Origin of the sequence: Mesorhizobium sp. M1322 (assembly GCF_040318085.1) — a bacterium.
GTDB lineage: Bacteria > Pseudomonadota > Alphaproteobacteria > Rhizobiales > Rhizobiaceae > Mesorhizobium.
Window position 1 is genome coordinate 1 of sequence record NZ_JAMYLP010000125.1, and the last position, 12,867, is coordinate 12,867.

The 12,867-nt window shown below is 64.4% G+C and carries 8 protein-coding genes and 3 pseudogenes; 6 read left to right on the plus strand and 5 right to left on the minus strand.

The genetic code is table 11. The annotated features are described in order from the left end of the window. Positions 1-67: 67 nt before the first annotated feature. From NKH12_RS27880 to NKH12_RS27895, 4 genes and pseudogenes are all read right to left on the minus strand, one after another. Positions 68-1,159: a tetratricopeptide repeat protein gene (locus NKH12_RS27880; protein ID WP_352956089.1), complete on the minus strand. Its 1,092-nt coding sequence runs from the start codon at positions 1,157-1,159 to the stop codon at positions 68-70. After that, positions 1,156-2,061: a non-homologous end joining protein Ku gene (ku, locus tag NKH12_RS27885; protein WP_352956090.1), complete on the minus strand. Its 906-nt coding sequence runs from the start codon at positions 2,059-2,061 to the stop codon at positions 1,156-1,158. The genes NKH12_RS27880 and ku overlap by 4 nt, the downstream gene beginning before the upstream one ends. A gap of 88 nt (positions 2,062-2,149) precedes the next feature. Next, a pseudogene (gene ligD / locus NKH12_RS27890) lies at positions 2,150-4,623 on the minus strand (DNA ligase D). Between the two features lie 109 nt (positions 4,624-4,732). Next, a complete protein-coding gene (locus tag NKH12_RS27895) occupies positions 4,733-4,957 on the minus strand; it encodes a hypothetical protein (RefSeq protein ID WP_352956091.1) in 225 nt (74 codons plus the stop codon). Positions 4,958-5,300: 343 nt separating this feature from the next. On the opposite strand from NKH12_RS27895, the gene NKH12_RS27900 reads away from it, so the two are divergent. Next, positions 5,301-6,344: an acyltransferase family protein gene (locus NKH12_RS27900; RefSeq protein ID WP_352956092.1), complete on the plus strand. Its 1,044-nt coding sequence runs from the start codon at positions 5,301-5,303 to the stop codon at positions 6,342-6,344. Positions 6,345-6,399: 55 nt separating this feature from the next. Here NKH12_RS27900 and NKH12_RS27905 read toward each other — a convergent pair. Then, positions 6,400-6,551, minus strand: a pseudogene (locus NKH12_RS27905) (sodium-independent anion transporter); the annotation flags it as partial. A gap of 183 nt (positions 6,552-6,734) precedes the next feature. Here NKH12_RS27905 and NKH12_RS27910 point away from each other — a divergent pair. From NKH12_RS27910 to NKH12_RS27930, 5 genes and pseudogenes are all read left to right on the plus strand, one after another. Beyond that, positions 6,735-7,742 carry an aldo/keto reductase gene (locus NKH12_RS27910; protein WP_352956093.1) on the plus strand — a complete coding sequence of 336 codons (1,008 nt, stop codon included), beginning with the start codon at positions 6,735-6,737 and terminating at the stop codon, positions 7,740-7,742. Between the two features lie 127 nt (positions 7,743-7,869). Beyond that, positions 7,870-8,451, plus strand: a pseudogene (locus tag NKH12_RS27915) (gamma-glutamylcyclotransferase). Between the two features lie 432 nt (positions 8,452-8,883). Next, positions 8,884-9,834 (plus strand): substrate-binding domain-containing protein, encoded by a 951-nt coding sequence (locus tag NKH12_RS27920; RefSeq protein ID WP_095482760.1) that lies wholly within the window; start codon positions 8,884-8,886, stop codon positions 9,832-9,834. Between the two features lie 260 nt (positions 9,835-10,094). Continuing rightward, positions 10,095-11,672 carry a sugar ABC transporter ATP-binding protein gene (locus tag NKH12_RS27925; protein ID WP_352956094.1) on the plus strand — a complete coding sequence of 526 codons (1,578 nt, stop codon included), beginning with the start codon at positions 10,095-10,097 and terminating at the stop codon, positions 11,670-11,672. After that, positions 11,669-12,685 carry an ABC transporter permease gene (locus tag NKH12_RS27930; protein WP_095493213.1) on the plus strand — a complete coding sequence of 339 codons (1,017 nt, stop codon included), beginning with the start codon at positions 11,669-11,671 and terminating at the stop codon, positions 12,683-12,685. Before NKH12_RS27925 ends, NKH12_RS27930 begins: the two co-directional genes overlap by 4 nt. Positions 12,686-12,867: the final 182 nt, after the last annotated feature.

Below are 12,867 nucleotides of genomic sequence, written 5' to 3' on the forward strand. Positions count from 1 at the left end.
ATCTCCCCCCTTGCGGGGGAGATGGCCGGCAGGCCAGAGGGGGGTGTTCAAGCGCGACCAAACGAACTCACCCCGACATCCGCGCCAGCTGCAAATCGACGAACTGAATACCCTTGATCGCCATGCGCGCCCATTCGGAATTGGCGTCGAGTTCGAGGTAGCGCGACCAGCTCCGCCGTGCCTCGGCAAGGTTGCCGGCGTCGAACTCCAGCCGTGCCAGGTTGAACACCGCATCGGCATAATTGGGATCGAGCGCGATCGCCTTTTGCAGATGCCGGCGTGCCGAGGCCTCGCGGCCCTGCTCGCTCATCAGCCCGGCCAGGTTGAACCAGGCCTCGACAAAGCCGGGGTCACACTTGATGGCGCGGGCATAGTCGTGCGCCGCCTCGACCGCGCGGCCGGAGGCGCGCAGGCAGTTGGCGCGGTTGAAGGCGGCAATCGCATCGCTCGGATCGATGGCGAGACAGCGCTGGTAGAGTGCCGCAGCCCGCTCGTGGTCTTCAGCCTCTTCCGCCGCCTCGGCGTCGGCGAACAGTTCTTCCAGCGTGTCGTCATCCGGCGACCCCAAGTCGAACAGCAATTGCCCGTCGAGTTCGCTCTGGCCGCCTTCGAGGTAGATCTGATCCGCGCGCCCATGCTGCGAGCCTACATTGAGCGACTTGGCGGTCAGCGAGGCGACCGGGCCGGAGCGGTGCACGGAGCGCGCGATTGCGCCCCACGAGGCGCCGCCGGCGACCAGCCCGGCATATTTGCGGGCCAGGATCAGGTCGCGAAACGAATAGGGCTCGCAATCATGCTCGAAAGCGTCGAACAGACTGAGAAGGTCGAGATCGGCGGCGGCCAACCGCGATTGATCGAGGAGCGACTGCCGCGACAGGGCCGAGGCCTCCGGCGCCTTCATCAGCCCGAGCAGGCGCAGAAAACCGTTTTCGCTGATCAGCTTTCGGCCGGCCGCGCGCTCGGCGCCGACACGGCGCTCGATCTCGGCATCCCCCGCCTTGGCGAGATACAAGCGGCCGAACACCACATGGGTGGTGCGCCGGGTGACGCCGCGCCGCAACTGGCCGTGCTGGCGCTCGACTTCACGCGCGGCCAGCCTCAGCGGAAACGCCGCCAGCGCGCCAATGCTGCCGAAGGCGGTGCCGGCAAGCGCCGTCACGCCTTGCTCTTGCCGACGGCCTTGAGAAGGTTGGCCCTGAGCGGATTTTCCTTGGCCGCTGGGGTTTTGCCCTTGGCCGCGGGCTTCGCCCCTTCATCGGCCTTGCTCTTGCTCTTGGCCGGCGGCTTGGCCGATTGCGACAGGCTGGCCTTCAGCGCATCCATCAGGTTGATCACATTGCCGCGCTCGGGAGCGGCGGCGATGATCGGCTTGTGGCCCTTGAGCTTCTCGCGGATCATCGCCATCAGCGCGATCTCGTAGCGATCCTCGTAGTTCTTCGGATCGAAGGTGGTTTCCTTCTGCTTGATCAGCGCTTCGGCGAGCTCAAGCATTTCCGGGTCGGGCTTGCCGGCCGGGATGTTGCCGAAATATTCAGCCGTGCCGCGCACTTCGTTCGGGTTCCTCAAGGTGCAGACGAACATGCCGTTCTCGCGCGCGCCGATCGTCACCACGCGCTCGCGGCTGGACAGCACCAGGCGGGCGATCGCCAGCTTGCCGGACTTGCGCATGGCTTCGCGCAGCACCGCGAAGGTTTCCTCCGCCATCGCGCCGTCCGGCGCCAGGTAGTACGGCGCGTCCTGATAGATGACGTCGACCGAATTCTCGTCGACAAAGGCCTCGATGTTCATCGTGTGGTTGGATTCGATGCGCACCGCCTCAAGGTCGGCATCGTCGATGATGATGTACTGCTTATCCTCGTATTCGTAGCCCTTGACCAGGTCCGAGCGCTCGACCAGCCCCAACTCGGGGTCGACCGGCTTCATGTTGATGCGGTTGTGGGTGTCCTTGTGCAGCTGATTGAAGCTGATCCGCTCGCTGGCGCTCGTCGCCGGATAAAGCCGGACCGGACAGCTGACGAGACTGAGCTTGAGATAACCTTTCCAACTTGCCCTGGGCGCCATGAAACTCTCCTACGCGGCGTGCACTGTCGAACTGTTCGCAGCGCTTCGTCCAAAGGACGAACGACGCTGCGCAAAACCTACATCGCCGTCACAATACCGGCAAATCCCTAGCGAAATCTTCCATGTCGGCCCAGGGATCGCCGGAGGTGGCCAGAAGGCCCGGGAGCGAAGAATAATTCAAATCTTCCGGAGCGTCGATGGATTCCAGATCGGACCAGCTCACCGGCGTCGAGGCCGGCAGGTTGGTGCGGGCGCGCAGCGAGTAAGGCGCCGCCGAGGTATGGCCGCGCGCATTGCGATGGTAGTCGATGAAGATGCGCCGCTTGCGGTTGTCCTTGCCCATGGTGGTGGTGAAGGTGTCGGGCGCCGTGGCGGCCAACGCCGAGGAGATGGCGCTGGTCGCCTGGTGCAGTTTCTTCCAGTTCTGTTTTTGCGTCACCGGCACTGATATGTGGATGCCCTTGCCGCCTGAGGTTTTGGCGAACGGCACCAGCCCCATCGCCTCCAGCTCGGCACGGATATGCACCGCCGCCTCGACAACCTCGCGCCAGCTAACCCCCTCGCCCGGGTCGAGGTCGAAGACGATCAGGTCGGGCTTGTCGAGCCGCGTGCGGTGGGTGCCCCAGGTGTGGAACTCGACGACGCCGAACTGCGCCAGCGCCAGATAGCCCTTGGCATCTTCCACCGACAGATAGGATTTGGTCTCGCCCTCGGAATTGGTCGCCTCGAAGGTCGCCACCGATGAAGGCATGCCGGTGAAAGCGTGGCGCTGGAAGAAGCAGTCCTGCGGCTCGCCGGTCGGGCAGCGCACCAGCGACACCGGGCGGCCGAGGATGTGCGGCAGCATGAAATCGCCGACCAGCGCGTAGTAGACGGCGATGTCGAGCTTGGTCGGTCCGGTCTTGCCGAACAGCCGCCGCGTCGGATTGGTCACCCAGATCGTGGCTAGGTCGGCCTCGGCGATCAGCCGCTTGCGCTTGGCCGACACCGGCGTCGACAGGCCGACATCCCTGAGTCCGCGGAACACCGCATGGCGCAGCGCATTGTCCGCCGTGCGGTTGGCATAGTGAATATGGGCCGAGAGCAGCGGCCGCACCCAGTTCATCTCGCGCATGATCTCGCGCGGAACCCCTTCGGGTGCAGACGCGCCGGCGCGCAAGGGCTCCAGCCGAGCCAGCAGGTCGGCGGCGGTGGCGGCGTCGAAGCCGGTGCCGACCTTGCCGCGATAGTGCAGTTCGCCATCCTCGAATTCGCCGAGGCCGAGTGCGGCCAGTCCCTCGGCTGCATCGGAGGTGGTGTAGCCGGCGATGATGAAGTCGCCGTTCTTCAGCGCCTTGATCTTGGTCCAGGTCTTGGTGCGGCCGCTCTGGTAGATTGCTGTGGCGCGCTTGGAGACGACGCCTTCTAGTCCCATCTCGGAAGCCTGGTCGTAGAGCGCCTGGCCATCGCCTTCGACGTGGTCACTGAACTGGATGGCGGAGTTGGCGCCCAACCCGGACAGCAATTGCGACAGCAGCGCCTTGCGCCGGCCGAGCGGCGCTTTTCTCAGGTCCCAGCCGTCGAGATGCAAGAGATCGAAGGCGTAAAAGTGGAGCTTGTTGCCGGCGCCTTGCGCCAATGCATCCTGCAGCAGCGCAAAGCGGCTGATGCCCTTGGCGTCGAGCGCAACGATCTCGCCGTCGATGATTGTATCACGGCATGGCAGCCTGGCGAAGGCATGCGGCAGGTCGCCATAGCGCCGGGTCCAGTCGAGGCCGGCGCGGGTGATCAGCCGCACCTCGCCCTCAGCCAGATGCGCCATGGTGCGATAGCCGTCGAACTTGATTTCGTGCAGCCAGATTTCGCCCGTGCGGTCCGCGGGATCATCGCCGCCCGGCGGCTTCGAAACCTGCGTGGCCAGCTGCGGCCCGATCCGGGAAGGCGGCGCCTTGACGGCGCCCGGCAAAGCGCCAGCTTCAGCACGACCGGTTTCGCAGGTTTGGGAACTGGCTTCGGCGCTTCGACCAGTTCCTCGATGCGGCGGCCGGATTTGACGCTTTCCGGCCGGGCTTCCAGTATGTCGAGCTTGACGTCGGCGGCGAGATCGCGCTCCTTGAACAGCAGCCAGTTCTTCTTCTCGTCGTCGCCGGGCTTGGCCTTTAGCCTGGTCAGCATCCAGCCGCCATTCAGCTTCTCGCCGGCGAGGCGGAATTTGAAGGAACCGGTGCGCAAGCTCTTTTCGACGTCGTCCATCGGCGCCCAGACGCCGGTGTCCCAGACGATCATCGGCCCGCCGCCATATTCGCCCTCGGGAATGACGCCTTCGAAGTCGATATATTCAAGCGGATGGTCCTCGGTCTCGACCGCCAACCGCTTGTCGGCGGGATTGAGCGACGGGCCGCGAGGCACCGCCCAGCTCTTCAGCACACCGCCGACCTGCAGACGTAAATCATAGTGGTCTGATGTGGCATGGTGTTTGTGCACGACGAAGCGATTGCCTTCTCCGGCAACCAGCCCGCCGACGGGTTCCGGCGTCTTGCTGAATTCGCGCTTGGCGCGATAGGCCTTGAGTTTCGGCGTCATGTCCGCATGCCAGGCCGGATGCGGCGGCTGCGCAAAAACAAGGACTTGACCCGCATCGCTTGAATCATTTTGTCAGCATGCGGCAGGCCGATGTCGTGCCTCGCACAGCTCAATCGTCGGTGGCCGGCGTTAGTTCGAGCTCGGCCGGCGACAGACCCTGCTGGAGCTGGGTCAGTCGGAATTCGTCGACCCAATAGGCCTCGCCGTCAACGAGGACACGCGCTTTGTAGGCGCCGGCGGAAAAGCTCTGAGCGGTGATATAGACCTTGTGGCGGTCGAGCGCCTTGCGCACCGCGGCACGCTTGGAATTCTGGCTGGTGACGGAACTGGCCATGGACTGCTCATACACACGCGGCCGCAGGAGAAGGCGGCTGGCATAAGGATGGCCGAGACCGGGTGTTCTGTCAATTTCCGGGCATGAACCAAGCTACCTTTCACCCACTCAGCCGGCGCGTCAGCTTTCGACTGCGCCTGTCGTCGAAGTCCGGCACCTCGCGCTCAGCCCCGGTGCCGGTCGCCTGACACTCGCCGCAGCCATCGCCGTCCCATGGTGTAATCCATCCGGCTTAATTGCCTCCCGCTTCTCCCGCGCCTAGCGTGTCGGCAATCGGACGGGTGGTGCAATGGCGTCTGGATCAACAAGCCGCAAATCCGAGCGCATGGGCTCGCTGGATTTGTTGCGGCTGGTCGCGGCTTTGGCTGTTCTATTCTTCCACTATTTTTTCCACGGATCCTACCTGCCGCCACTGCTGGTGCACGGCTACCCCGAAGCCGGCTCCCTCGCCATCTACGGCTATATGGGCGTCAATCTATTTTTTCTGATCAGCGGTTTCGTCATCGCCTGGTCGGCAGAAGGCAGGAACTGGACGGAATTCGCCGCGGCAAGGTTCGCGCGGCTTTATCCCGGCTTCCTTGTCTGCATGACCGCCAGCTTCGTCGTGCAAACGTTGGCGGCCAATCCGACCCTTCCATATGACCCAAGCACGTGGGCCGCCAACCTCTTTATCGTCGCCCCGGCCTTCAACAGATCCTTCGTGGACGGTGTCTACTGGTCGATCGTACTTGAGATCGTTTTCTATGGCTGGGTCGCGATCGCTCTGTTCTTCGGCGTCTTCTCGCGCTGGAAGCTGCAGCTCGTGGCGGCATGGCTGCTGATGTCCGTCCTCAACGAGTCGGTCGTCCACAGCACAGCCCTGCAGATGGTGTTCATCACGCAATACGCGCCGTATTTCGCCGGCGGCATCATCGCCCAGCACATCGTCGCCAAAGGGTCGTCCACCGAGGCGCTGCTGCTGCTCGGCGCGGCGTTCCTGCTGTCATGCAAGGAAGTGACCGCAGGCGCCGATTGGATGCAGGCTCATTTCGGATTCTCTCCGCCGCTTTCAAGTCTGCTTGCCGCAAATGTCGTCGTTTATGCCCTGTTCGGTGGGGCTCTCCTGTTGCGTCGCCGCATCGCACCAACGCCACTGGTGCTTATTTTGGGCGGGCTCACCTACCCACTCTACCTCCTGCATCAGGAAATCGGCACGCTCTGGCTAAACGCGCTGTCGCCGGCGGTCGGCCGGTGGGCCGCCCTCGCAATTGTGCTGACGGCGTTGCTGTCGGCGTCCTTCGTGGTTTCATTCTTCATCGAAAAGCCAATACGCAAGCCTTTGATATCGTTGCTGCTGCCCCGGTTGAACATGATGGCAAGCAAACTCAGGCTTGATCGGCCGGCATAGATCGGGCGAGCCGCACCGACTCCTGCAGTCGCTCCCGCGCTGCATCAACTTGCAGGCTGACGTCGGTTGTCACCTTTTCAAGCGCTTCCTTGAAATCGAAGGCGGCGGTGAAGTCGTCAGCCCGACGCAAAGAAGACCCCGGCCTTCGACGACCTAGGTCCGCGCCCTACCGTCCTGAGACAGCGTGGACGTGACCCGGAAGATTTGCATGGGGCCGGCCGGCATAGCTTCGAAGAGCGGCAGGAACGGGTCGTCTTCCTCTTAACCTCACGCGATCGTGCGGCCGGCCCGGAGCCCGAGCGACTGTGGAAACTGAGCGGGAGCTCTATATGGTCCTGACGCAATTGTCCCGACGCACGCGAACCCTGACATTATCCGGAGATCTCATCCATGACCTTGAGCACACGCAAGCTGGGCAGCCAGGGGCTGCAGGTATCGGTGATCGGCCTCGGCTGCATGGGCATGAGCCAGTCCTACGGCCCGGCCGACGAGGCGGAATCGATTGCCACACTGCACCGCGCCATCGAGCTCGGCTGCACCTTCCTCGACACGGCGGAGGTTTATGGCCCGCACACCAATGAGGAACTGCTCGGCCGCGCGCTGAAGGGCCGGCGCGACGAGGTGACGATCGCCACCAAATTCGGCTTCCGTATCGAAAACGGCAAGCAAATCGGCACCGACCGCAACAGCCGGCCCGAGCATATCCGTGAGGCGGTGGACGGCTCGCTCAGCCGGCTCGCCACCGACCATATCGACCTGCTCTACCAGCACCGCGTCGACCCGGCGGTGCCAACCGAGGATGTGGCGGGTGCTGTTGGCAAATTAATCACTGAAGGCAAGGTGCGCTTCTTTGGCCTGTCGGAGGCCGGCGCCGCCAACATCCGCCGCGCGCATGCCGTGCATCCGGTCTCGGCGGTGCAGAGCGAATATTCGCTGTGGGAACGCAATCTGGAACCGGAGATCATCCCGCTGCTCAGCGAGCTCGGCATTGGCCTAGTGCCGTTCGCGCCGCTTGGCCGCGGCTTTCTCACCGGTGACGTCAAGCGAGCCGAAGACTATCCGGAAGGTGACTTCCGGCGCGGCGACCCGCGCTACCAGGGTGCCAACTACGACATCAATGTGCAGGCCGCCGGGATTGTCCGTGACATCGCGGCGGCCAAGGGCGTCAAGCCAGGCCAGATCGCACTGGCTTGGCTGCTGCACAAGGGCAGCGATTTCGGGCTCGACATCGTGCCGATCCCCGGCACTAAGCGCAGAAAGTACCTCGAGGAGAATGTCGCCGCTGCCGCGATCAAGCTCGACGACGCCGCAATGCAGGCGCTCGACGATGCGCTGGCGCCGGGCAAGGTCGCAGGCGAGCGCTACAACGAACGCGTCATGGTGACGATCGACCGGTAGTCTGCGGCAGCTTCGCTAGCTTGGACCGCTGCGGCTCCGTTCGATTTCAGCACAATATCAGCATCCGTTCAGGACGCGGATGCCGTGTCGCGGCGATGCTCTCGGGAGACAAACCGGATGAGCGGCCATGACAATCGCCCTGACAGAAGACCTCCTCGCCAGGATCGATCGCAAGATCGAAGACGCCGGCCCGGCGCCTGGACTGCGCAATCTGGCGGATCGCGACTATGCCGAGATTCGCAAGCAACTGCTTGCGGGACGCCCGCGTGACGTTTGGGTTTTCGCCTATGGCTCCCTGCTGTGGAACCCATGCTTCGAATTCGTCGAGGAGCGACCGGCAACCGTCCATGGCTGGCATCGGCGATTTTCGCTATGACTGACCCGCTGGCGCGGCACGTGCGAGCGGCCCGGGCTGATGCTTGCGCTCGACCGCGGCGGCAGCTGCCGCGGTGTCGTCTATCGCCTCCCCGACCTTGACATTGACGCGGCAATCGACCGGCTGCTGCGCCGGGAGATGAGCGCCAATCCGCCAACCAATGTTCCGCGCTGGGTCCGATGCATCCCGCCTGGTATTATTATGACCGGGGTGAGGCCCTGCTTGTCGTTGGCCGCTACCCGGAAGCGGTGGCGTCTTTTTCCTGCCTTCCGCGAAAGAGTGCCTGGCAATGGTCGCGGCTGGCGGCTTGTCACGCGCTTGACGGCAATATGACAAGGCAAGGGCCTGCACCAGGGAGGGCCGTAGTCTAAACCCCGGCCTGACCGTGCAGGGTATCATGGCGGACCTTCACATGATGCGCTCGCAAGATCGGGAGCGGATACGGTCCGGTCTCGAGTTGGCCGGATGGGATGACGCGCAAATGCCGGATGCGCAAGTGCCGACAACGCCATGAGCAGCACCGGCGGCCCTGGGCACATGACGCGGGCCCGAGTCGAATCCCCCCGTTCTTGCGCAAACCTCCGGCCTTGGCTAGCATCCGCTCGCAGGCACCGAGCGGAGGAGAACGTCGCGGTGGACCGGCTGGAGCGCCGTTGCGTCCCCTTGGGCGCTCAAAGGACACTCCATTTCTAGATCGACGCATGAACCTGCCGGAGACCGATTCCGGTTTTCGGTCCATGCGCTCATGTGGAGGAGACTAAATTGATGAACAGACGTGAATTCCTGCTGTCGTCCGTGGCGATGGGCACATTGGCTCTGGCCGCTCCGCAACTGGCGGTCGCCCAGGACAAGCTGACCATCCTGGGTTCGGTGCCGAGCCTCGGCTTTCCGTTCTTCGTTCACATGCTGAACCAGATCAAGGCGGAGGCGCAGGCGCAAGGCGTCAACCTGACCGAGAGCGACGGCCAGAACTCGGCGCCCAAGCAGACCGCCGACATCGAAGCCGCGCTCGTGCAGAAGGTCGACGCCATCGTGATCTCGCCGCTCGACGTCAACGCGCTGGCGCCGGCGATCGAGCAGGCGGTCCAGGCCGGCATTCCCGTCGTCACCATCGACCGCCGCGTCGACGGCGTCGAAGGCATCCTCGCCCATGTCGGCGCCGACAATGTCAAGGGCGGCGAGGCCGAGGCGCAGGCCATGGTGGCGGCGTTCCCGAACGGCGCCAAGATCTTCCATTTGCAGGGCCAGCCAGGTGCTGGGCCCGCGATCGACCGCAACAAGGGCGTGCACAACGTTCTCGATCCGCTGAAGGACAAATATCAGATCATCTTCGAGCAGACCGCCAACTTCGCCCGCGCCGAGGCGCTGTCCGTCACCGAGGCCGGCCTTGCCGCCAACGGCAAGCCCGACGCGATCATCTGCGCCAATGACGACATGGCGCTTGGCGCGGTTGAAGCCTGCGCGGCGCGCAACTTCACCGACGTCAAGATCTATGGCTTCGATGCGCTTCCCGAAGCGCTGGTCGCCGTGCGCGACGGCAAGCTGGCCGGCACCGTCGAACAATTCCCCGGCGAGCAGTCGCGCACCGCGGTGCAGATCGCCGTCGCCTATGCCAAGGACAAGACCGAACCGAAGGAAAAGCTCGTGCTGCTGACGCCGATCGTCATCGGCAAGGACAATCTCGACAAGGCGGAGAGGCTGGGCGAGACGAAGTAGGGAGACGCCGAGGGCGCATAGCGGCAAAAGTAGAGTTCTGCCGCGCCCCCCTCTGCCCTGCCGGGCATCTCCCCCACTTGGGGGGAGATTGGCAGCTTCAACGCCGGCTCTCCCTCTGCAACGTTGGTGATTGGCGAAACCAGTGATGAAGGCGCAATCTCCCCCCTTGTGGGGGAGATGTCCGGCAGGACAGAGGGGGCGCTGTCCCGCCGACCTTGTAACAATCGGAACGATCGATCTCATCTTTCAGGGAGGATTTTTTGTCTCCAGCCGTAGCCACTGCGCCATTGCCCAATACCGCCCTGCTTGCCGTAGAAGGCGTGACCAAGCGCTTTGCCGGCGTGACTGCGCTCAGCGATGTCTCGCTCGAGGTTCGGCCCGGCGAAATCCTCGGCCTGCTCGGCGAGAACGGCGCCGGCAAGTCGACGCTGCTCAAGATCCTGTCGGGCGTGATGCCACCGTCCAGCGGCCGCATCGTCTTCGACGGCGTCGAATTCCATCCGCACAACCCGCAAGATGCCAAGCGCCTCGGCATCGTCACCATCTATCAGGAACTGAGCCTGATCCCGACGCTCACCGTGGCGGAAAATATCTTCATCGGCCGCGCGCCGCTTGGGCCGCTCGGGCTTGTCAGCTGGCGGAAGATGGAGGAGGACTCCCGCGGCATCATCGCCCGGGTCGGTCTGGATCTCGACCCGGCGACGCCGGTGTCGGCACTGTCGGTGGCCGAACAGCAGCTGGTCGAGATCGCCCGCGCGCTGTCGCTGAAGAGCCGCCTCATCATCATGGACGAGCCGACCTCGGCGCTGACCGAAACGGAAGTGCAGAAGCTGATGTCGATCATGGACCGGCTGCGCAAGGACGGCGTCGCCATCATGTTCGTCACCCATCGGCTGGAAGAGGCCTCTGCCATCTGCGATCGCATGACGGTGCTGCGCGACGGCAGGCTGGCCGGCCATCTCGACCGCAACGGCGGGCCGATCAAACTGCCGAAAATCATCGAGAAGATGGTCGGCCGCGCCGCGTCCGAGCTTTATGCCAGGCCGACGCTGCGCGACGTCGCCGGCGCCGTCAGGCTTTCCGTGCGCGGCCTGCGCACGGTGCGCGATCCGCAGGCGCCGCACGCCATTGTGCTCGAAGGCGTCGACCTCGACCTCAAGGCGGGCGAGATTCTCGGTGTCGCCGGCCTCGTCGGCTCCGGCCGCACCGAGCTTGCCCGCGCCATCTTCGGCGCCGACCGCATTGCCGCAGGCACCATCACGCTCGACGGTAAGCCGATCGCGCCTGAAACACCCGCCGACGCCATCGCGCTCGGCATCGGCCTGGTGCCGGAAGACCGCAAGCATCAGGCGATCTTCGCCGCGCTCGGCATCCTGACCAACTTTTCCGTCGCCGCGCTAGGCCGCTACTCCAACGGTCTCGGCTTCATGGCCGAGCGCCGCGAGCGCGAAGCGCTGGCGAGCTACAGGAAGACGCTGTCGATCCGCATGGGCTCGCCCGAGCAGCCAATAGAGGGGCTGTCCGGCGGCAACCAGCAGAAGGTCATCCTCGCCCGCTGGCTGGCGCGCGACCCCAAGGTGCTGATCGTCGATGAACCGACACGCGGCGTCGATGTCGGCGCCAAGGCGGAGGTGCATCAGATCCTGGTGCAGCTCGCTGCGCGCGGCATCGCCATCATGATGATCTCGTCGGAATTGCCCGAAGTGCTTGCGGTGTCGGACAGGATCGTCACCATGCGGCGCGGCCGCATCACCGGCGAGATGCCCGGCATCGAGGCGACCGAGGAAAAACTGATGGAACTGATGGCGCTCGATCAAACGCAGGAAGCGACGCAATGACCAGCACGACCGAACAGACCCAGCGCGGCGGCATCAATGTCGCGCGCCTGCTGATGAGCTTCGGCCCGCTGATGTTCCTGGCGCTGCTGATCGTCGTTTTCACCGTCCTGAAGCCGAGCTTCATCGACCCCATCAACATCTTCAACATCATGCGGCAGATCTCGATCACCGGGCTGATCGCGCTCGGCATGACCTTCGTCATCCTCACTGCCGGCATCGACCTGTCGGTCGGTTCGCTGCTGGCTTTCTGCGGCATGGTCGCGGCGGTGGTGGCCAAGGGCGGCACCGCCAACACGCTGTCGCTGTCGACGTCCGGCACGCAAGGCTTTGGCTGGTTCGCAGCCCTATTGGCTGCCGTCGTCGTCGGTGCCATGGCCGGCGGCGTCCAGGGCTTTGCTATCACCAGGCTGAAGGTGCCGCCCTTCGTCGTCACGCTTGGCGGCCTCACCGTCTTTCGCGGCCTGACGCTGACGATCTCGAACGGCGGCCCGATCTCCGGCTTCGACGCCTCGATGCGCTGGTTCGGCACCGGGCTGATCGGCCCGGTGCCGGTGCCGGCGATCATCTTCGCGGCCGCCGCGATCCTCTGCCACATCGTGCTGCGCTACACGCGCTACGGCCGCGCGGTCTACGCCGTCGGCGGCAATGCCGAGGCGGCGCGGCTGTCGGGCCTGCGCGTCGACCGCATTTTGATCTCGGTTTATGTCATCGTCGGCTTCTTCGCCGGCCTTGCCGCCTTCGTGCTGTCGGCGAGGCTCAATTCCTCGGAAGCCGTCGCCGGCATCGGCTACGAGCTCACGGTGATCTCGGCGGTCGTCATCGGCGGCACCTCGCTGTTCGGCGGCATCGGCTCGGTCGGCGGCACCGTGGTGGGCGCGGCACTGATCGGCGTGCTGCAGAACGGGCTGCAGTTCAACAACGTCTCGTCCTACACGCAAAGCATCGTCATCGGCCTGATCCTGATTCTCGCCGTGGCCTTCGACCGCTGGCTGAAATCGCGCGTGAGGCGGTGAGAATGTGGGGCAGTACAGACCTAGGTCGGCGGGACAGTACCCCCTCTGTCCTGCCCTCTTTGCCACCACTTGGCATCTCCCCCTCAAGGAGGGCTTTGCACGGGAGCCGAAGTTTGGCGCAGATGGCGCGTGGGGCGTTTTTTGAACCGCAATCGAGCCACATTGGCCCGGTTTGCGGGGCA